Source organism: Phyllobacterium sp. SYP-B3895 (assembly GCF_009647635.1).
Lineage (GTDB): Bacteria > Pseudomonadota > Alphaproteobacteria > Rhizobiales > Rhizobiaceae > Phyllobacterium > Phyllobacterium pellucidum.
The window spans coordinates 217,343-238,005 of the sequence record NZ_WJIG01000002.1 but is presented as its reverse complement, the minus strand read 5'-3'; the positions used below and the strand labels follow the sequence as shown (position 1 = coordinate 238,005).

20 protein-coding genes are annotated in these 20,663 nt (G+C 57.9%); 14 read left to right on the top strand and 6 right to left on the bottom strand.

Annotated elements, in window-relative coordinates; translation table 11 throughout:
• Positions 1 to 14: 14 nt before the first annotated feature.
• From lpdA to GF108_RS07555, 6 genes are read left to right on the top strand one after another with little or no spacing between them, the layout of a single operon-like run.
• Entirely contained in the window at positions 15 to 1,460 is a 1,446-nt protein-coding gene (lpdA, locus tag GF108_RS07580; protein WP_153667495.1) for a dihydrolipoyl dehydrogenase, read from the top strand.
• A gap of 15 nt (positions 1,461 to 1,475) precedes the next feature.
• Entirely contained in the window at positions 1,476 to 1,736 is a 261-nt protein-coding gene (locus GF108_RS07575; RefSeq protein WP_153667494.1) for a hypothetical protein, read from the top strand.
• A 12-nt stretch (positions 1,737 to 1,748) separates the two neighbouring features.
• Complete coding sequence (locus GF108_RS07570) at positions 1,749 to 2,027, top strand: GlsB/YeaQ/YmgE family stress response membrane protein (protein WP_027233311.1); 279 nt, start codon at positions 1,749 to 1,751, stop codon at positions 2,025 to 2,027.
• Between the two features lie 9 nt (positions 2,028 to 2,036).
• Complete coding sequence (gene lipA, locus GF108_RS07565) at positions 2,037 to 3,002, top strand: lipoyl synthase (protein ID WP_027233310.1); 966 nt, start codon at positions 2,037 to 2,039, stop codon at positions 3,000 to 3,002.
• Positions 3,002 to 3,460 carry a type II toxin-antitoxin system RatA family toxin gene (locus GF108_RS07560; protein WP_027233309.1) on the top strand — a complete coding sequence of 153 codons (459 nt, stop codon included), beginning with the start codon at positions 3,002 to 3,004 and terminating at the stop codon, positions 3,458 to 3,460. Before lipA ends, GF108_RS07560 begins: the two co-directional genes overlap by 1 nt.
• A gap of 28 nt (positions 3,461 to 3,488) precedes the next feature.
• Entirely contained in the window at positions 3,489 to 3,932 is a 444-nt protein-coding gene (locus GF108_RS07555) for a GNAT family N-acetyltransferase (RefSeq protein WP_027233308.1), read from the top strand.
• Between the two features lie 26 nt (positions 3,933 to 3,958).
• Here GF108_RS07555 and GF108_RS07550 read toward each other — a convergent pair whose 3' ends face one another.
• Together GF108_RS07550 and GF108_RS07545 are read right to left on the bottom strand one after the other, a co-directional pair.
• The gene (locus GF108_RS07550) at positions 3,959 to 4,453 is read right to left on the bottom strand and encodes a CinA family protein (RefSeq protein ID WP_153667493.1); all 495 of its coding nucleotides are present in this window, start codon (positions 4,451 to 4,453) and stop codon (positions 3,959 to 3,961) included.
• Entirely contained in the window at positions 4,450 to 5,670 is a 1,221-nt protein-coding gene (locus GF108_RS07545; RefSeq protein ID WP_370462107.1) for a bifunctional 2-C-methyl-D-erythritol 4-phosphate cytidylyltransferase/2-C-methyl-D-erythritol 2,4-cyclodiphosphate synthase, read from the bottom strand. Before GF108_RS07545 ends, GF108_RS07550 begins: the two co-directional genes overlap by 4 nt.
• 144 nt (positions 5,671 to 5,814) lie before the next feature.
• On the opposite strand from GF108_RS07545, the gene dusB reads away from it, so the two are divergent.
• From dusB to GF108_RS07525, 4 genes are all read left to right on the top strand, one after another.
• Complete coding sequence (gene dusB / locus GF108_RS07540; RefSeq protein WP_153667492.1) at positions 5,815 to 6,837, top strand: tRNA dihydrouridine synthase DusB; 1,023 nt, start codon at positions 5,815 to 5,817, stop codon at positions 6,835 to 6,837.
• Complete coding sequence (locus GF108_RS07535; RefSeq protein ID WP_153667491.1) at positions 6,837 to 7,991, top strand: nitrogen regulation protein NR(II); 1,155 nt, start codon at positions 6,837 to 6,839, stop codon at positions 7,989 to 7,991. Before dusB ends, GF108_RS07535 begins: the two co-directional genes overlap by 1 nt.
• 2 nt (positions 7,992 to 7,993) lie before the next feature.
• A complete protein-coding gene (gene ntrC, locus GF108_RS07530; RefSeq protein ID WP_027233303.1) occupies positions 7,994 to 9,454 on the top strand; it encodes a nitrogen regulation protein NR(I) in 1,461 nt (486 codons plus the stop codon).
• A 140-nt stretch (positions 9,455 to 9,594) separates the two neighbouring features.
• The gene (locus GF108_RS07525) at positions 9,595 to 10,068 is read left to right on the top strand and encodes a YfbU family protein (protein ID WP_027233302.1); all 474 of its coding nucleotides are present in this window, start codon (positions 9,595 to 9,597) and stop codon (positions 10,066 to 10,068) included.
• Positions 10,069 to 10,076: 8 nt separating this feature from the next.
• Here the strand turns inward: GF108_RS07525 and GF108_RS07520 are convergent, their stop codons facing one another.
• From GF108_RS07520 to GF108_RS07510, 3 genes are all read right to left on the bottom strand, one after another.
• Positions 10,077 to 10,586: a DUF1993 family protein gene (locus GF108_RS07520; protein WP_091922747.1), complete on the bottom strand. Its 510-nt coding sequence runs from the start codon at positions 10,584 to 10,586 to the stop codon at positions 10,077 to 10,079.
• A 101-nt stretch (positions 10,587 to 10,687) separates the two neighbouring features.
• Entirely contained in the window at positions 10,688 to 11,476 is a 789-nt protein-coding gene (locus GF108_RS07515) for a GGDEF domain-containing protein (RefSeq protein ID WP_153667490.1), read from the bottom strand.
• A gap of 151 nt (positions 11,477 to 11,627) precedes the next feature.
• Entirely contained in the window at positions 11,628 to 11,981 is a 354-nt protein-coding gene (locus GF108_RS07510; RefSeq protein ID WP_153667489.1) for a DUF1428 domain-containing protein, read from the bottom strand.
• A 233-nt stretch (positions 11,982 to 12,214) separates the two neighbouring features.
• Here GF108_RS07510 and GF108_RS07505 point away from each other — a divergent pair, with 233 nt between their 5' ends.
• Positions 12,215 to 13,141, top strand: a complete 927-nt coding sequence (locus GF108_RS07505; RefSeq protein ID WP_153667488.1) for a Gfo/Idh/MocA family protein — start codon at positions 12,215 to 12,217, stop codon at positions 13,139 to 13,141.
• A gap of 105 nt (positions 13,142 to 13,246) precedes the next feature.
• Here the strand turns inward: GF108_RS07505 and otsB are convergent, their stop codons facing one another.
• Positions 13,247 to 13,996 (bottom strand): trehalose-phosphatase, encoded by a 750-nt coding sequence (otsB, locus tag GF108_RS07500; protein ID WP_153667487.1) that lies wholly within the window; start codon positions 13,994 to 13,996, stop codon positions 13,247 to 13,249.
• 149 nt (positions 13,997 to 14,145) lie between these two features.
• Between otsB and GF108_RS07495 the strand changes: the two genes are divergently transcribed.
• The 3 genes from GF108_RS07495 to GF108_RS07485 all read left to right on the top strand — a co-directional run bounded on the left by GF108_RS07495 (position 14,146) and on the right by GF108_RS07485 (position 20,663).
• Positions 14,146 to 15,603: a trehalose-6-phosphate synthase gene (locus GF108_RS07495; RefSeq protein WP_153667486.1), complete on the top strand. Its 1,458-nt coding sequence runs from the start codon at positions 14,146 to 14,148 to the stop codon at positions 15,601 to 15,603.
• Between the two features lie 25 nt (positions 15,604 to 15,628).
• Complete coding sequence (gene treY, locus GF108_RS07490; RefSeq protein ID WP_153667485.1) at positions 15,629 to 18,316, top strand: malto-oligosyltrehalose synthase; 2,688 nt, start codon at positions 15,629 to 15,631, stop codon at positions 18,314 to 18,316.
• 94 nt (positions 18,317 to 18,410) lie between these two features.
• Entirely contained in the window at positions 18,411 to 20,663 is a 2,253-nt protein-coding gene (locus GF108_RS07485) for a PAS domain-containing sensor histidine kinase (RefSeq protein ID WP_153667484.1), read from the top strand.

The window sequence follows — 20,663 nt, the reverse complement described above, 5'->3', positions numbered from 1 at the left end:
GGAGGACCAAGGTCTTGGCCAATAATTACGACGTGATCATCATTGGTTCTGGCCCCGGCGGCTATGTCACCGCGATCCGCTCCGCGCAGCTCGGATTCAAAACCGCCATCGTCGAGCGCGAGCATCTTGGCGGCATCTGCCTGAATTGGGGATGCATACCGACCAAGGCTCTGCTGCGCTCGGCGGAGATTCTCCACTACGGCCAGCATCCCAAGGATTATGGGCTGACGATCGAAGGCAAGATCTCGGCCGACATCAAGGCCGTCGTTCAGCGTTCGCGCGGCGTCTCTGCGCGTCTTAACGGCGGCGTCGGCTTCCTGATGAAGAAGAACAAGGTGGACGTGATCTGGGGCGAAGCGAAACTCTCAAAGCCCGGCGAAATCGTGGTCTCAAAGTCTTCGAAGAAGCCTATGGAGCCGCAGAATCCGGTGCCCAAGAACACGCTTGGCGAAGGTACTTATTCGGCTAAGCACATCATAATTGCCACCGGCGCACGCCCGCGTGCATTGCCCGGCATCGAGCCGGACGGCAAGCTGATCTGGACCTATTTCGAAGCCATGGTGCCGCCGGAAATGCCGAAATCCCTGGTCGTTATGGGATCTGGAGCCATCGGGATCGAGTTCGCCTCGTTCTACCGGACCATGGGCGCGGACGTGACTGTGGTCGAGCTTCTGCCGACCGTCATGCCGGTCGAGGATGCCGAGATCTCCGCCTTCGCCCGCAAGCAGTTCGAAAAGCAGGGCATGAAGATCATCACCGATGCCAAGGTGACCAAGGTCGAAAAGGCAGCCAATTCCATCACCGCCCATGTCGAAACCAAGGACGGCAAGGTCGAGAAGATCACAGCTGAACGGCTGATTTCCGCCGTTGGTGTCCAGGGTAACATCGAGAATCTCGGCTTGGAGGCGCTTGGCATCAAGACGGATCGCGGCTGCATCGTAACCGACGGCTACGGCAAGACCAATGTACCCGGTGTTTATGCGATCGGCGATGTTGCCGGCCCGCCCATGCTCGCGCACAAGGCCGAGCACGAGGGCGTTATCTGCGTCGAGAAGATCGCCAATGTTCCGGGCGTCCATGCGCTCGAGAAGGACAAGATCCCGGGCTGCACTTACTGCCAGCCGCAAGTGGCGTCGGTGGGGCTGACGGAAGCGAAAGCCAAGGAAGGCGGGCGCGAAATCCGCGTTGGACGTTTCCAGTTCGCCGCGAACGGCAAGGCGATAGCGCTCGGCGAAGACCAGGGGTTGGTGAAGACGATCTTCGACAAGAAGACCGGCCAGCTGATCGGCGCCCACATGGTCGGCGCGGAGGTGACGGAACTCATTCAGGGCTTCGTCATCGCCATGAACCTCGAGACCACGGAAGAAGAGCTGATGCACACCATATTCCCGCATCCGACTCTCTCCGAGATGATGAAGGAAAGTGTACTCGACGCCTATGGTCGTGTGCTGAACGCCTAAAGGAACGATGAGCGATTGAACATCAGCGACAGCAGGCACTGGACCAGTCTCGCATGGGCGGTCCTCAAATGGTCGACCATTATCGGCCTGCTGGTCGGCTTCGTGCCGTCTGCCTTGAGTCTTTTGTCGGGTAACACCATATCGGTGAGTGGAACGGCAATCGGCGGGTGGACTGGTGTCTGGGTTGTCACGCTTGCGTGCGGCTTGGGCGGGTTTCTTTTCGGTGCTATATGGGCTCTGGTGCTGCGCGCCGTTGCCATCGCATCCGGGCGCTAGCGGGAGAAGAATATGGATCAGCCAGTCGGTATCATGGGCATGCCCGGTGTAGGGTTCTTTGGAATGCTGGTCATCGGCTTCATTGCCGGTTATATCGCCGAAAAGGCGATGAACCGCGATCACGGATTGCTCACCAACATTCTTGTCGGTATTGCCGGTTCTTTCGTCGGCGGCACGCTGGCCAGCCTTCTGAATTTCCAGTTCTACGGATTTCTGGGAAATCTGATCGTCGCCACCGTCGGGGCAATTCTCATTCTGTGGATTTTTGGCAAGGCCAGGACCGCGAACTAGGAAGACAAAATGGTAACGGTACTCGACACGATCGACCAGAAGCGGCGCCTTCGCCACCCGGAGAAAGCGCATCGCCCGGATTCGGAGGTTTTGAAAAAGCCCGACTGGATCAGGGTCAAGGCGCCCGTGTCGAAGGGATATTCGGAGACGCGCGATATTGTTCGCTCGCACAACCTGGTTACGGTTTGCGAAGAAGCCGGCTGCCCGAACATCGGCGAATGCTGGGACAAGAAACACGCGACGTTCATGATCATGGGCGAGATCTGCACCCGCGCCTGCGCGTTCTGCAATGTCGCCACGGGCCTGCCGACCGCGCTCGATGTGCACGAACCCGAGAACGTGGGCAAGGCAGTCAAGAAGATGGGGCTTTCTCACGTCGTCATCACGTCGGTGGATCGTGACGATCTGCCGGACGGCGGCGCCCAGCATTTTGCCGACGTGATCCATGCGATCCGCCGCATTTCGCCTGGAACGACCATCGAAATCCTCACGCCCGATTTCCTGCGCAAGGAGGGAGCGCTCGAGATCGTTGTCGCTGCCCGTCCCGATGTGTTCAACCACAACCTCGAAACCGTGCCGTCCAATTATCTGAAGGTTCGGCCGGGTGCGCGTTATTTCCACTCCATCCGGCTGTTGCAACGGGTCAAGGAACTCGACCCGACCATCTTCACCAAGTCGGGCATCATGGTCGGGCTTGGCGAGGAGCGTAACGAGGTCCTGCAGCTTATGGACGACCTGCGCAGCGCCGACGTCGATTTCATGACGATTGGCCAGTATCTTCAGCCGACGCGCAAGCACCATCCGGTGCTGAATTATGTGACGCCGGACGAATTCAAGTCCTATGCCACGATCGCGAAGACCAAGGGTTTTCTCGTTGTTGCATCGAGCCCATTGACCCGCTCGTCGCATCATGCCGGCGAAGATTTTGCACGATTGAGGGCTGCACGCGAGGCGATGCACGCAAATCGCAGCTGATGCCGAAATTCGAGACGAGCCGTCCTGTCGTCCATCGCGCCGAGGAGATGTTCGATCTCGTCGCGGACGTGGAGACCTATCCGCAGTTTCTGCCCATGTGCGAGAGCCTCAAGGTGCGCTCACGCAAGGAAAGCCACGGCAAGACCCTGCTCATTGCCGACATGACGGTGGGTTACAAGCTCATCCGTGAGACGTTCACAAGCCAGGTTCTCCTCAAACCGCAGGAAAAGGTGATCCTCACCAAATATATTGACGGACCGTTCCGCTACCTCGACAACCGCTGGCAGTTCATTCCGGCGGAAAACCCCGAACATTCCGTCGTCAAATTCTACATCGACTACGAATTCAAGAGCCGGACGCTCGGTTTCGTCATGGGATCCATGTTCGATATCGCCTTCCGAAAATTCACGGAAGCATTTGAAAAGCGTGCCGATGCGATCTATGGCAGGAATGTATAGTCGCCTGAGTGCATGAAGGTAATCTGCTATGCAGCACGAAGATCCGGAATATCAAGTTCAAATCGGCACACCCTCGGTAGAGGATTATCGCAGGCTGCGCGACATTGCCGGCCTGAGCTCGAAGAGCCAGGAGGCGGCGGAGCGCGGCCTTCCGAACACCGTTTATGCGGCAACCGTTCAATATCAGTCGAACGCGGTCGCCATGGGTCGAATAATCGGCGATGGCGGATGTTTCTTTCAGGTCGTGGACATTGCCGTCGATCCCGCGCATCAGGGCAAGGGCCTTGGCAAGATCATTGTTTCGCGGCTTGTTGATTACCTGCAGGCGGAAGCCCCGGACGGTGCCTATGTCAGCCTTATCGCTGATGGTCCCGCAAAATATCTTTACGCGAAGTTCGGGTTCAGGCCGGTAATGCCCGAGTCGATCGGCATGGCCATCGAGATCAGGCGCCCGTCCGAATACGAAATGTAGAGCGTTTCTTGCCAGGCAAAAAACGCTCAGTCGCCTAGAGCCTTAAGGACCATGTCCAGCGCGGTGTTCACGGCTGCGAGCCGGATCGAAGCGCGTCCGCCATCGGCAAAAACGTGCCGCTCCGCTATTGGCGGCCTTCCCTTGAGTGCAAGGCCGAACCAGACCAGCCCGACCGGCTTTTCCGCTGATCCTCCACCCGGACCCGCGACTCCCGTTACGGCAACCGCGATGCCGGCGCTGGAATGGGCGAGGGCGCCTTCCGCCATGGTGAGCGCCACTTCTTGCGACACTGCGCCGTGCGCCGCGATTACACCTGCAGGCACGCCGACCATGTCCTGCTTGGCCTCGTTCGAATAAGTCACGAAACCGCGGTCGACAACGTCCGAAGAGCCGGCAATGTCGGTCAGGGCAGCAGCGATCATGCCGCCCGTGCAGGATTCTGCCGTGGCTAGCAGAATGCCCTTGCGGCGGCAGGCTTCGAGCACTGCAATTGCCTTTGCCTCGGCAATCAGTCCGCTCATTCCGGCAAACCTCCCGGATAGACGACTGAAGCCGTCGCTATGGCGGCGATACCCTCCTGCCTGCCGATGAAGCCAAGTTTTTCATTGGTCGTCGCCTTGATCGAAATGCGATCCGGCGAAATGCCAAGCATAGTCGAGAGTGCCGCTGTCATCGCCTCGCGATGAGGGCCCACTTTCGGTGCCTCGCAGATGAGGGTGATATCGGCATTGGCGATCCTGCCGCCTGCTTCCCTGACGATCTTGACGGCATGCTCGACGAAGATGTGCGAGGCCGCACCCTTCCATTGTGGATCCGACGGCGGAAAGTGCGTTCCAATGTCGCCGGCACCACGTGTGGCCAGCAGAGCGTCGGTTAGCGCGTGCAGGGCGACGTCGGCATCCGAATGACCCGAAAGCTTGCGGTCATGGGCGATAAATACGCCTGCAAGCGTTACGCCGTTTCCCGGCTCGAATGCGTGCACGTCGTACCCGTTGCCGGTGCGTACATCTGGAAAGGCAGAATGCTGCTTGGTCAAGCGTTCGTCGGCCATTTCGATATCCTTCGCCCAGGTCAACTTTGTATTGTCGGCCGATCCTTCCACGATCCGGACGGGCAGGCCATGCCATTCGGCAATTGCGGAATCATCGGTAAAATCCGACCGTCCGACGGCAAAGGCGGCGTCGTGGGCGGCAAGGATCGGAAGAAACGGGAAGGCCTGCGGGGTCTGCGCGGCGTAGAGACCGGCGCGCGGCACGGTGGCACTGACCATCGCATCATTGCCCGCAGCTTTGAGTGTGTCCGAAACGGCAAGGACCGGCAGAACGCCGATATGCGGTGTCAGATTGAAGACAACCCGTTCCAGCAGATCAGCCGAAATGAACGGACGAACGCCGTCGTGAATGAGGACATGATCCGGGGAAATATCCTTGAGAGCCAAAAGTCCAAGGCGTGTCGACTCCTGACGCGTCGGGCCGCCGGTGACGGCAACGACACGTCCGGCCCGATCGCCGAGCGCCTGCGTGAACAGCGCGTCGTCTTCCTTGTGAATGACGACGATGACGTCATCGATCAGCGGGCATTCGAGAAACGCATGCAATGTATGCGCAAGAACAGCCTCGCCGCCGATCTTGCGATACTGCTTCGGTCCTTCAACGCTTTGGCCGGCACGTTCTCCGCGCCCGGCCGCGACGATGACGGCTGCGACCCGCGCCTGCTTGTTTTCAGTCTTTCCCGCCACATGTCTCTCCGTAATGCCAACTCCGTTACCCTTTGCAACGGCGAAAGGCCAGAGAATTGAATCGCCACAATGTCAAAATAGGAGCAACAAACGCCGCACTTTGCCTTGCGAAGAGGCACGATCCTGTCTAAAGCATAGGCTATTATGAAACTGCATACGAAACAGGCAAAATCGCGGGTTGAATTGGCGCACTCACTGCACGTTGGCGGGGTCGTTCTGCGCAATCGCGTGTTCCTTGCGCCGATGTCCGGCGTGTCGGATCTGCCGTTTCGCCAGCTCGCCTGGCAGGCGGGGGCCGGCATGGTTGTTTCCGAGATGGTCGCAAGCGCCGAGCTCTGCACCCGCGAGCGCGGCAATTTGCTGCGTCTAAAGGGCGACGGGCTCGGGACTCATGTCGTGCAGATCGCCGGACGTGAGGCAAGGTGGATGGCAGAGGCAGCGCGGATCGCTGAAGGCGAGGGTGCGCATATCGTCGACATCAATATGGGCTGTCCGGCAAGAAAGGTCACAGGCGGTCTTTCAGGATCCGCGCTGATGCGCGATCTCGACCACGCCATGACATTGATCGAGGCGACGATCGGCGCCGTCCGCGTTCCCGTGACCCTGAAGATGCGCCTTGGCTGGGACGATGCAACGATCAACGCGCCGGAACTCGCGGCAAGGGCCGAGCAGGCCGGCGTCAAGATGGTGACCGTCCACGGGCGCACGCGCTGCCAGTTCTATGAGGGCAGGGCGGATTGGCCTGCCATTCGCGCGGTCAAGGAAGCGATATCGATACCGCTTGTGGCCAATGGCGATGTCCTGAATCGTGACGATGCGGAGGCGATTCTCGCAGCATCCAGAGCCGATGCCGTCATGGTAGGGCGCGGATCCTACGGTCAACCATGGCTCCCAGGCAGTATCGTCAATGGAAAGGGTGCGGAGAGCGATATGATCGCCGACTATGCCGTTGCGCATTATGAGGCGATGCTCGCCCACTACGGCGAGACCACCGGCAGCCGGCATGCGCGCAAGCATCTTGGCTGGTATCTCGACCGCCATGGCCTTGACGTCACCGCGAGTGAACGCGGTGCGATCATGACGGAAACCAATCCCGGTCACGTGTCGCGCCTTTTATATGCTGCGCTTTCGCGCGGTGGCTCCACAGATATGAAGAAAGTTGCCTGATGACCTCAGCAGACAAGTCGGTGCTCGATGACAAGCTGGCCGGCATCGTGCTCAATTCGATCCGCCATCCGGTGATCATGCTCGATGAAGCCGGGTACATTTCCTATGCCAATGCCGACGCCGAGGCTTTTTTTCGTTCCAGTGCAAGCATTCTCAGCCGCAATACGCTGGACATGCTGTTGCCCTTCGGCAGCCCGCTTCTCGCGCTGGTCAAGCAGGTCCGCGAGAACCCGTCGCCGGTCAATGAATACCGCGTCGACGTTTCCTCGCCGCGCCTCGGACAGGACCGCATTGTCGATCTCTACGTGACTCCGGTCAGTGAAGCGCCCGGGTCGATCGTGATCCTGTTCAAGGAACGCTCCATGGCGGAGAAGCTCGACCGGCAGATGACCCACCGCGGCGCCGCGCGATCCGTCACCGGGCTTGCATCGATGCTGGCGCATGAGATCAAGAACCCATTGTCCGGTATTCGCGGTGCGGCTCAGTTGCTGGAAACGGGGCTGAACGATGATGACCGCGCGCTGACACGCCTCATTACCGATGAAACCGACCGGATAGTCTCGCTTGTCGACCGGATGGAAGTGTTCTCCGACGAGCGGCCAATCGAGCGCGAGGCCGTCAATATTCACGTTGTCCTTGATCACGTGAAGGCGATTGCCAAAAACGGGTTCGCCAGCCACATCAAGTTCCACGAGGACTATGATCCCTCGCTGCCTTATGTCTTTGCCAATCGCGACCAGCTCGTTCAGATTTTCCTCAACCTCGTCAAGAATGCTGCGGAGTCGATCGGCCCCAATGAGCCGGGCGAGATTACCCTCTCGACTGCGTTCCGTCCCGGTATTCGTCTTTCGGTCCCGGGCATGCGCAACCGTGTCTCGCTGCCGCTCGAATTCACGGTGCAGGATACGGGGCCTGGCGTTTCGCCCGATATCATGCCGCATCTCTTTGACCCGTTCGTGACGACCAAGCCCAATGGCTCCGGCCTTGGCCTTGCGCTGGTCGCCAAGATCGTCGGCGACCACGGCGGCGTTATCGAATGCGATTCGGTGCCGCGCAAGACGACGTTTCGCATTCTTATGCCTGCATGGGACAGCGGCTCTGCCGACGGAACGCATGCAGATGAAAATCCTTATTCCAATAAAGCAGGATCCTGATCATGAGTTTGGGCAGCATTCTCGTTGCAGATGACGACGCGGCGATCAGGACGGTCCTCAATCAGGCGCTTTCGCGGGCAGGTTACGATGTTCGCATCACCTCCAACGCGGCGACGCTGTGGCGGTGGATATCCGCTGGCGATGGCGACCTCGTCATCACCGATGTGGTGATGCCGGACGAAAACGCCTTCGATCTCCTGCCGCGCATCAAGAAATCGCGCCCCGATCTTCCCGTCATCGTCATGAGTGCGCAAAACACGTTCATGACGGCTATCCGCGCCTCGGAGGCGGGTGCTTACGAATATCTGCCGAAGCCGTTCGATCTCACCGAACTCGTCAGCATTGTCGGCCGCGCGCTGGCTGAACCGAAAAAGAAGCCCGAAAAATGGCATGGCGAAGAGCAGCCCGATACGATGCCGCTCGTCGGTCGCTCGCCCGCGATGCAGGATATCTACCGCGTCCTAGCCCGCATGATGCAGACCGACCTGACCGTCATGATCTCGGGCGAGTCCGGTACGGGCAAGGAGCTTGTCGCGCGCGCGCTGCATGAGTATGGCCGGCGCCGCAAGGGGCCCTTCGTTGCGATCAATATGGCAGCTATTCCGCGCGACCTGATCGAATCCGAACTGTTTGGTCACGAGCGCGGCGCCTTTACCGGCGCACAGAACCGGTCAAGCGGCCGCTTCGAGCAGGCCGATGGCGGCACGCTGTTCCTCGATGAGATCGGCGACATGCCAATGGAGGCGCAGACCCGGCTCTTGCGTGTTCTGCAACAGGGCGAATACATGACGGTGGGCGGCCGCACGCCGATCAAGACCGATGTGCGCATCGTTGCTGCAACCAACAAGGATCTCAGGACCCTGATCAATCAGGGACTCTTCCGCGAAGATCTCTACTATCGGCTCAACGTCGTGCCGCTGCGCCTGCCGCCACTGCGCGAGCGTGGAGAGGACATTCCCGATCTCGTACGCCACTTCTTCAAGCTGGCGGCGAAGGATGGCCTGCCCGAAAAGCGGATCACCGCCGACGGTCTAGACCTGATGCGTCGCTATCCCTGGGCAGGAAACGTACGCGAACTCGAAAACCTCGTACGCCGTCTCGCCGCCCTTTATCCGCAGGACGAAATCAATGCGGATGTGATCGAATCCGAGCTGAAGGCTGATCTTCGGCCGGCAGAATCGGCTCCAACGGCGATTGCGAATGAAGAATTGACCATCAGCCAGGCGGTCGAACTCAACATGCAGCGCTATTTCATGTCCTACGGCGACAAGCTTCCGCCTGCCGGCCTCTACCAGCGCGTGCTGGAGGAAATGGAATATCCGCTGATCCTTTCCTGCTTGACGGCGACGCATGGCAACCAGATAAAGGCGGCCGAGCTGCTGGGTCTCAATCGCAACACGCTGCGCAAGAAAATTCGCGAACTCGGCGTCAATATCTACAAGAGCAGCAAGAGCGACCGCTGAGAACAGAAAAACCCGGAAAGCTAAAATTGTAGAGAGTGGAATAGACCGTTCTTAACAGGACTGTGCGCATAGTAACCATCGAAAATCCCGTAATCATTGCTGCCGCAAGAAGGCAGCGGGCGGAATATGGAGGTCCTATCGTGTTCAGCTTTGCGGAACGTTTGATTCTGTTCAATCAGTACGAGATCCTGAAGAAACTCGACCCTGACAAGTCGAGCCTTTATGGCCGGCACCAGGAAGTGGTCGAACGCGGTTTCGAGGATCTTTACCAGGAACTTGGCATAACCGAGGAAACTGTCAGTGCCGCAGCGGCGCAGGAGATGAACGACATACTCGGGCTTTTCCGGGCGATCCGCGGGTCGAGCGTCGCAGCCGGCAACACCAATCCGGACAAGAGCAAGTTTGTCGGATTTGGCGCAGCCCAGCCGCACGAACAGTTTGCCTATGCGGACTTCCTTGCCAAGATTCTCAATTTCCCGCAGGAAATATCGCGAAGCGCCGACAATCAGCCTGAGGCGCAACTCGACCAATACCGGAAGATGCTAAGGCGCTGGGACGAAATCGGCAGAAAGCGCGAGCTAACCGCCGATCAGATAGAGCATCTCGTCGCCTGACGTTCAGGTTAGCTCAACGCGCCGATATAGTTGAGCTTACCGACCTGAAGACCGTTGTGGCGCAGGATGTCATAGGCGGTCGTCACGTGAAAATAGAAGTTCGGCAGCGCGAACTTCTGCACATACTCTTCGCCGCTCAAGGTCACCTTGAGCTGGCCGGCGCTGAGAACCACGTCCTTGGTCTCCGCGCCATCGAGCGCACCGGCATCCACGCTTTCAAGAAAAGCCACGGTCTTGGCAATACGCTCGCGCAAGTCCGCAAGGCTCGCCTCTTCATCGGCGAATTTCGGAATCTCAAGTGTCGTCAACCGGCCGATCGTCGCCTTAGCCGTGTCGCTCGCCCGCTGGATCTGTCCGGCAAGCGAGAGCATGTCCGGTGCGAGGCGCGCGTTGACGAGCACGGTAGGATTGATCTTCTTCTCCTCGGCGTATGCTTCGGCTTTTTCGATCAGACTGGCGAGAACTGCGAAACCGCGCAGATAGGCCGGGACCGAGATCGTGTACATATTAAGTGCCATGGGGCGCTCCTTGAGGCATTGGCAGACGTGGCGACATTGCTTGCTGCCAAACGCAAATACGCCGATGGATTTCGATTTCAAGAGCACTTTACGGCAATGCCCTAAAACGTCCGCATATAGTTATCGTGGCGAACCTTGGTGTCGCTGGTCGCGTGGACGATACGGTTCCGGCCCTGGTTCTTGGCTGCATAAAGGCATGTATCGGCCGCGATGAGGGCCGTCTCCAGAGATTGACCAGGCTCGTGGATGGCGATGCCAACACTGACCGTTACCTCCAGATCCTTGATCTGCAGTAGCTGAGATATGTTGCGGACGCCGGTCAATATTTTCTGTGACAGCCAGTCCGCGCGACCAAAATCCGCGTCCTTCAGGAATACCGCGAACTCCTCGCCGCCGAAGCGGGCTGCAAAATCACCCTTGCTGATGACTGTCTGCATCAAATGCCCGATTTCGCGCAGGACCCGGTCGCCGACCGCGTGTCCATGGCGATCGTTGATGGTTTTGAAGTAGTCGGCATCGATGTAGAGCAGGGCGCCTGCACTCAGGTTCTGTGCGGAGCCTTCGATCAGACGCTCGACTTGCAGGTAGAATTCGTTGCGGTTCGCAAGACCGGTAAGGTCATCCATGCGGGCAGCAAGATCGCGTTCGATCGCTATCTGCTTCAACCGAAAATTCAGGCCGATGAGAAACGCTCCAAGCGGAACGCTGACAATCACGACAATGAACGTGGTTACGACAAGCACCGTCGAAAGGCGGTCGAGCCCGATCGCGAGGAAAAAGACTGCGGCAAGAATATCCGCCGATATAACGGCCATACCAACCATAATCGCGATCTGCTTGACCGGAGAATAGTCGCCAAATTTGGTCATCCAGAGATCGTAGGTAGTCATAGCAATTCGCCGCACGCTTAGGACCAAAGGACAGTACAGCGCAAAGCTATGAAAAATATTCTTTGCTAATGCTGCAAATTTTAATTGCCCTGGCATTTCCTCGAAACGTGGGGCGAGGGCCCCACGCGCCACATCTCGTTCAAGGCGCAGATCAAAGCTCCATAAAGGATTTAAAGCCGCCGTAGATCATGCGCTTGCCGTCAAAAGGCATGTTGTCCATGTCGCCCTTGAGGCGCGGGTCCGCCATGACCTTGGCATTGATTTCATCCCGCTTTTCACGGGATTCATAGGTAATCCAAGAAAATACGACCGTTTCATCATCTTTGGCCTGAACGGCACGGGGGAAGGAGGTGAGTTCCCCGTACGGCACGTCGTCGGCCAGGCATTCAACATAGGAAAGCGCGCCATATTCCATCCAGACATCGCCCGCTTTACGGGCCAGTTCCTTGTATTCTTCGATACTGTCCTTGGGCACTGCGACCAGGAAACCGTCAACATAAGGCATGTCTTCCTCCGGTGAGTTTGAACATTGCTAGCGATACGAGACTACACGTTGAGTTGGCGTTTGCGAAACACGCGTGGAAATTTTTCAAATCGGACATGCCGAGGCCCGCCTGCGCAATTCGTGTTTTGGATTGACAAGCCTACATGAAAAAAGGTCCATGACGATGGGAAACCGAAGCAGTGAGAAGCTTCGATTTCCGAGAAGAACAGAATGCCCCAACGCGAGTGAAAACCATGTCCGCCATCAATCTCGCCATCGTAGGCGTTGGCAAGATCGTCAACGACCAACATCTTCCATCAATCGCCAGGAATCCCGATTTCAAGCTGGTCGCGACGGCAAGCCGCAACGGCACCGTTGAGGGTATCGACGCCTATAAGACGATCGACGCCATGCTTGAGGCGGTGCCGGCGATCGACGCCGTATCGCTGTGCATGCCACCACAATTTCGCTACGAGGCTGCGCACAAGGCACTCGCCGCGGGAAAGCATGTGTTCCTTGAAAAGCCGCCTGGCGCCACACTCTCGGAAGTTGCCGACCTTGAAGCCACGGCTGCGGCGAAGCGCCTGTCTTTATTTGCAAGCTGGCATTCGCGCTATGCTCCGGCCGTAGAAGCGGCCAAGGCATTCCTTGCTGCAACCAGGATCACGAGCGTTCAGGTAAACTGGAAAGAGGATGTGCGCCATTGGCACCCCAACCAGGCATGGATCTGGCAGGCGGGTGGACTTGGCGTTTTCGACCCCGGAATCAATGCGCTGTCGATCGTGACCCATATTCTCCCACGCGCGGCATTTCTGACCAGCGCCACGCTTGAATTTCCTGAGAATTGCGACGCACCCATCGCTGCCGACCTGCAGTTCAAGGATGCCGACAATCTGCCGGTCCACGCGGTTTTCGATTGGCGGCAGACCGGAAAACAGACGTGGGACATCATCGCCGAGACCGAGGCTGGCACAATGGTGCTCTCGGAAGGCGGCGCGAAGCTTTCCATCGATGGCGAGCTCACATTCGCCGAGCCTGAACAGGAATATGCGCAGCTCTACCGACGCTTTGCCGAAATCATCAAGGCTGGGCAATCGGATGTCGATCTATCGCCGCTGCGGCACGTGGCCGACGCGTTCCTGCTCGGCAAAAGGAAGATTGTCGAGGCTTTCTACGACTAAATAGCTGGCGACCGACTGCGCCTCTAAAAAGCAATCGCCGCAATAGGCCTGCGACATCCAATTCCCAGCACACGTTCGATCCGCCGGGAATTTCAAATCAAGCGCTCAAACTGTAGCTGAAATTTTGGCGATCCATTTGCGTACAGTGTCGGGTGCATCGACTGTGAACTGTGCCTTGCTATCCCCCGTTCCCACCTTGACGGAACGTCCACCGACCTCGTTGACATAGCCAAACATCGCCTCATCGGTGATGTCATCGCCGATCGCAATGGGCAGTCGACCCTGAAACGGTGGGCGGGCCATCAGCCGTATGAGTGCTTCGCCCTTGCTCGTGCCGCTCGGGCGAATTTCGACGACCATCTTTCCGTCCTGCCGGACCCAGTTCGGACCAAGCTCGGTCAGAAGATCCGAAACCCGCTGGTCCACTTCGCCATGCGCTGCTTCGGCCTGCCTGTAATGGACAGCGAGGCTGATCCCCTTGTCCTCAATGATGATACCTGGCCACGTCCGCACGAGGTCATCGAGTTCCCGGCGCGCATCGTCCAGATCGGCATCATTGACGGGAGTGCGCTCTACGGACCCATCGAGCGTGCTTCTGAGTTCTGCGCCGTGCAATCCTGCCGCTGCAAACCTGCAAGGTGTAAACAGCGCGTCGATTGAAGCGATTGAGCGGCCGCTGACCAGTGCCAATGCTCCGCCCAGCCGGGCCGCCAACTGGCCGATTTCATGTGGGAGAGCAGGAGGAACCTCGACACTATCGGGCGTCGCAGCAATGTCGATCAACGTTCCATCGACATCAAGGAAGAGTGCCCACGAGCCGATTTTTGCCGGAAGGACCTCGCTGACATCGTTCATCACTCATTCCTTCGCTGAAGCATCTCATTCGAATTTTTGGCTGTTCTCACCAAACCGATTAGTTCCCGGATCGTTCCATCGCGAAATATTTCGGGAACCAATCGTGGGGCGAGAAGTTAGCCCTACTCTCATGAAACTGGGGTATTGATATGGAACGCCTTGTTGTTGTCTCAAATCGGACAGCCGATCTGGGAGGCAAAACACTGAGCGGGGGGCTTGCAGTCGGAATTGTCGATGCGCTGAAAAGCAGCGGCGGGATGTGGATGGGCTGGAACGGCGATATCGTAGACAAGTCCCGCTCAATGGATGCGCGGGTCGAAACCTACGATAATGTCGCCTCCCTAACCATGCCTCTGACGAAAGAGCAACATAACAACTACTATCTCGGCTTTGCCAACAAGGTCCTGTGGCCAACATTCCACTATCGGCTCGACCTCATGGATTACCGAACCGAGTTTGCGCGCTCCTATGCCCGGGTGAACGGCAAGTTTGCCGACATTCTCCATCCCCATCTGCGCGACGACGATCTCGTCTGGGTGCATGACTACCATCTTATTCCCCTGGCTTCCGAACTTCGCGCCAAGGGTTGCAATCATAAGATTGGCTTTTTCTTGCACATCCCATTTCCCCCCTCGGATATTTTTTCAGCGATCCCGCGGCACCAATGGCTTCGTGAATGCCTGCTGCAGTTCGACTTGATCGGATTTCAGACGCAGAACGATGCAGACAATTTTTGCCGCTATCTGAAAGGAAATTCCGACGTCAAGTTCCTTAGCCCCGACAGGATCAGGTGGCACGACCGAACAATCAAGATCGGTCACTTTCCGATCGGTATAGACGTCGATCAGTTTGCTGCCATGGCGCAGGAGACTGACGAGGAGATCCAGCTCGAGCGGAAGCGGCGCACTCTGCTCAAGCGCTTCCAGGTCATTTCGGCCGATCGCCTCGACTACTCCAAAGGACTGCCGCAGCGCATGAAGGCGTTTCGAAAATTCCTCGATACATCGCCAGAATATCGCGGACATGCCGAATATTTGCAGGTGGCCTCACCCTCTCGCGAGGACGTCACTGCGTATTCCGACATTCGCGGGGAACTCGAACAGCTTTCCGGGGCGGTGAACGGCAAGCATGCCGATATCAATTGGGCCCCGATCCAATATATCAATCAGAGCATATCACGGGAGCGGCTGGCGCTCCTGTTCCGCTGCAGCCTGATCGGGCTTATCACGCCGCTTCGCGACGGCATGAACCTCGTCGCCAAGGAATATATTGCAGCCCAGGACGACGACGATCCCGGTATCCTCATTCTGTCGCGGTTTGCGGGCGCGGCCGAAGAACTCGGCGACGCACTCATCGTCAACCCCTATGATGTTAACGAGGTTGCGCAAGCCATCAAGAAGGCGGCGACGATGCCTATGGATGAGCGCAAAGCCCGTCATCGCAACCTCTTCAGTCAGATTTCGACCAACAATGCCGATCTTTGGCAGCGCCGCTACGTTGCGGCGCTGCGGTCGGTCGAGCCCAATGTTCTACGCGCGCAACTTTCGTCACACGCGAAATGGCGCAAAGAGCCCGGCATGGGGACTATGAGCAACAGCCGGCATTGATTTGCGAGAGCTGTCGAGCGAAAGCATGTACACACCCAATTCAGCATATAGGATCCAACTTCGCCGCGGTACGACCTTCAGGCACGCCGCAGACGCGGTCAGCTATATGAGCGAGCTGGGCGTGGATGCCCTCAGCATGTCCTCGCCGTTCCAAAGCGTGCAAGTGGGCGAGCATGGTCTGGCCACCGTCAGCCCTGCGGTTCTGGATGTGGAATTGGGTGCAGAGAGCGGGTTTGCCGAACTGAATTCCCGCCTCGCCGCAGCCGGCTTGGCGCTGATCATCGATCTTAACCCCAGCCGGATGCCGGCATCGTCCGAAAACTCATGGTGGTTCGATGTCCTCGAATGGGGAAGCAGGGCGACCTATGCCGGCCACTTTGACGTAGACTGGGCATCGCCGGTCCTGTTGCCAGTCCTTGAACGGCCGCTGGGTGAGGAGATTGAGGCCCGCCTTCTCACGATTTGCTTCAGTCGGCGCCTGGCAAGTATCGGCGTTGCCTATGGAGGCGCCTTCTACCCTTTCGAACCGTCTTCTTACGCCGCCGTGCTTGATCGCAATGAAACCGCACTGGCGGCCGAGCTCATCGGGGTGGCGGACCAAGCCACCCCAAAATCATCCACTAAGTTTCACAGAGAAATCGCCTGTATTCTAGAGAAGGCTGAGACCGCCGCGCTAATCGAGCTGGCTGCACATCTCAACAATGTTGCCGGTGACGCTGGGTGGCGCGATGCGATCTTGGATTTGCAAAATTGGCGGTTGGTGGAAAACGAAGCACCGGAGGCGCGAAACGCAGGCGATTCGAGCCGGACGGTCGGACTGCGCCACGAAGAACCCGATGTGTTCAAGGATTTTCACCGTGAGCCGCTTTCATTGCTGCAAAGGACGCAGGTGAGGGGTTTCAGGGTGAACGACATCGATATGTTGGCTGACCCGGAGTCCTATACGAGGCTTTTGCGTCAACGGGCTGGTGAAGATGCGTTCCTTATTGCCGACAAGATAGTTCTCAAGGGCGAAAGCGCCATCTCGGAATGGCACGTAAACGGTACGGCAGGCCATGAATTTATCGGGACGGTCACAGATCTTTTGATCGACCCGCAAGGCCTGTCGACTTTGCAACGCCATTGGTCGAAGCTTGATCCAACGACTGAATTTGCTGGCGACCAAAACCACGTCAAGGCAAACATTCTGCACGCAGCCTTTGCCGATGATCTCGCCCACCTGGTGCAACTTTTGACGGAATTGCAGCCACCAAGCGACGACCAGACGATGCTTGGCCGCGCCGTTGTCGACCTTGCTACGGCGCTCCCGGTCTTTCGCGCATATTCCAAGAATGGAAGGATATCGCCGTTCTATGCGCGGGCGCTACGTTCCACGGCTGCCCAGCTTTCGAAAAGGGAGGGCCACACCCCTGAAGAGAACGATGTTTTGAGCTTTGTGCTGGGGGTCATGCAATCGCCGGAAAAAACCGTGAATGCCCCGATTGCCGAGACATTTTCCGGACGCTTTCAGCAGCTGGCGGCAGCGGTGGCGGCGAATTCATTGGAGAACTCCCACCAATATACGCGGGGACCTATCGCTCTCGACGAGCTTATCCTGAAATCAAAAGCGAAACCCGATCCCGTAGGTTCCTTCCATCACGCGATGCACGAGAAAGCGAGAACCGAGCCTTCTGGCATGCTGGCGACCTCTTACAGCTATGCCACGAAGTTTGGTGAGGATGCACGAATGAGGCTTCTCGCGCTCTCCGAAGCGCCTGAACGGTGGGCATCCGCCGTCGAGCGCTGGCGACAGGGCCAGGTCGGCAACCTCGTCACGATTGAGAATGCCGTTGTCCCGGACGCCAAGGCTGAGTGGCTGCTTTATCAGACGCTTGCCGCCATCTGGCCTGCCTCCTTGCTCGTGCACGACAAGGTTGGTCTCGGCATGGTTCGCGATGAGCTCGTGGCATTCATGGCGAGCGCTATTCGCGAATCCGATGGGTTGTCGCTCTGGACGGGTACGGACAAGCCCTATGGCGAGGCTGTAACACACTATATCGACCGTCTTTTCGCCGACGCGGAATTCCTGGGAGATTTTGTCGAAACGGCAAGGCCATTCTGGCTTGCAGGTGCCCTGAACGGCCTTTCGCAAACCGTCTTGAAACTTACCGTACCGGGTGTTCCGGTCATACGCGCTGGCTCCGAAACCTGGGACATTTCGCCGACCGGTCAATTCGGCTCGCACCTTGTCGACTTCATTGAGCTGAAAAAGGCATTGGCCAGCGCCAGCCAGACGCAACTGAATGTCCTGCTCGAAGACTGGCATTCCGGCGCGGTGAAGCTGCGTTTGGTGCAAACCTATTTGCAGCTGCGCCAGCAACGACCCGACCTATTCTTGCGCGGCCAGTATATCCCGCTGCATGTTAACGGCGATCTGGCGGACCACGTCGTCGCATTCTATCGGGAATTTGAAGGGCAATATTTAATCGTTGCGGTTCCGCGACTGTGTTTTGCCATGCTGAAACATTTCAGCAGTCCCTTCCTCCCGCTATCTGACTGGGAAGAGACGTCGCTGCCGCTTCCAGAGCAATTACGTGGCGTAACCTTCCGGCACTTGATGACCGGGAATCAGACTAAGTTGGGCGCCAACTACTCGTTGGCCGAGGGATTTCGCGAGTTTCCAATCCTGACTTTGGTGTCTGACGACAACATATTCGAGCCTGTGGAAACCTGATTTCAAACCGAAACTTTGCACGATGTCGCGGGAGAGCGTTGCATTTCCGCCACAATGTGTTGCATGACTGCCACGTGGTTGGAATCACATAACAATGCTCTTATCGAATTCGGTCAATCTGTTTCAGACGTCAGGGACTGGCGCTGCACGTAGTGGCAGCAACCAGCGGTTTTACTCGCGTGCAGGTATTGCAACCGTCATCCTGGCCCTGCTGACCACTGGCGTTACCTTCCTAATCCTGACCGATATGACGCCGATTCATCCGAACAGCGAGGTCACGCTGCTGCTCACCAGCATCAATGCCGTGTTGATCCTGGCATTGATGATCCTTATTGGCCGTGAAATCTACCGAATTGCCCAAGCGCGCAGCCGCGGAAAGGCTGCCTCCCGACTGCATGTGCGGCTGGTCGTGCTCTTTTCGCTGGTGGCGGCCGTGCCAGCCATGATCGTTGCCATCGTCGCGTCCGTCACGCTCGATCTTGGCCTCGACCGCTGGTTTGAAATCCGAACCACATCGATTGTCAATTCATCCATAAGCCTCGCCAACTCGTATATCCAGGAAAGTGCTCGCAATCTGCAGGGTACGACGCTGGAAATGGTGAACGACCTCGACGGGATGCGTACGCTCTATAACCTCGACCGCACCGGGTTTACCCGCCTGATGACGCAGCAGGCGCTCGGACGCGGCTTGATCGGCGCAGCGCTCATTCGCCCGAATGGCGATATTGCGGTCCGTGCCGACATCAAGACCGAGGTGACTATTCCTGCGGTGGCCAGATCGGTGCTCGACACCGCCGCCGATGGCAAACCCGTTCTCATTCCGCCTGAACAGACCAATCTCCTGAGCGCTGTCATCAAGCTGCGGGAAATTCCGGGCCTTTTCCTTTATGCGGTAAGGCCCGTCGATGCCGATATTTTGAGTTCCAGCCGCCTTATGGAGCAGCGGGCCGAGGATGCGCAGAAGAACGACGGCAAAGGCATCACAACGCAGATTCTGTTTGCGCTTCTCTATTTCGGCCTGACGCTGACGCTGCTCCTGTCCGCGATCTGGACGGGTATCGCTGTTGCCGATCGCCTTGTACGGCCGATCCGATTGCTGATTGGCGCGGCGGACAATGTCGCGACAGGCAATCTCGATGTTTCGGTGCCGGTGCGCCGCTCCGATGGCGACGTGGGTTCCTTGTCGCAAACCTTCAATACAATGGTCGAGCAGTTGAATACCCAGCGCAGCGAGCTCGTCACCGCCAAGGATCAGATCGACGAACGCCGGCGCTTTTCCGAGGCCGTGCTTTCAGGCGTGACAGCGGGCGTAATCAGCGTCAACGGCGATGGCGTCATCGGCATTGTCAACAGATCCGCTGAGGCGATGTTCGAACTCGACGCCGTCGATACGGTTGGGAAGAACCTTACCGCGCTCGTTCCCGAAATCGGCCTTGTCTTCGAGGTCGCGCACGCCACCGGCCGCTCGGTCTACAGGGAACAGGTCAGCATGTCGCGGCGCGGGAGTGCCCGCACGTTCAACGTGCAGATTACTCTCGAAGATGCGGAAGCGCTCGAGCATTCCTATGTCGTCACCGTCGATGACATCACCGATCTCGTCGAGGCACAGCGTTCTTCGGCCTGGGCCGATGTCGCCCGGCGCATCGCCCATGAAATCAAGAACCCCCTGACGCCCATTCAGCTATCGGCCGAGCGCCTGCGCCGCCGGTTCGGCAAGGTCATCACCGAGGATCGCGAAGTCTTCGATCAATGCACGGAAACGATCATCCGCCAGGTCGGCGATATCGGCCGCATGGTCGATGAGTTCTCGTCGTTCGCCCGCATGCCGAAGCCGGAAATCAAGACGATGGATCTGCGCGAAGCTTTGCGTGAAGCCTCCTTTCTCGTCGAGGTCAGCCGCAGCGATGTTCGCTTCGAACGTCATTTCGGCGATGAGCCGCTGTCCGGTGAGTTCGACGGGCGGCTGCTTGGGCAAGCCTTCGGAAACGTTATCAAGAACGCTGCCGAATCCATTGATTCTGCAATAAAAGATGGCATAACTGATGGTCATATTCTGATACGTGCCAAGCGCCAGGACCAGCAACTGATCGTCGAGATCCTCGACAATGGCAAAGGCCTCCCGCGCGAGCATCGCCAGCGCCTGCTCGAGCCGTACATGACCACTCGGCAAAAGGGGACCGGGCTTGGTCTTGCTATCGTCAAGAAGATTGTCGAGGACCACGGCGGCCAGATCGAACTCCATGACGCGCCGGACGATTTCTACGCTGGGCGAGGCGCCATGATCCGCATGATTTTTCCTACCGCAAAGGCTTCGACCGAGGCCGCAAATAATAAGCAGGTGAATTGA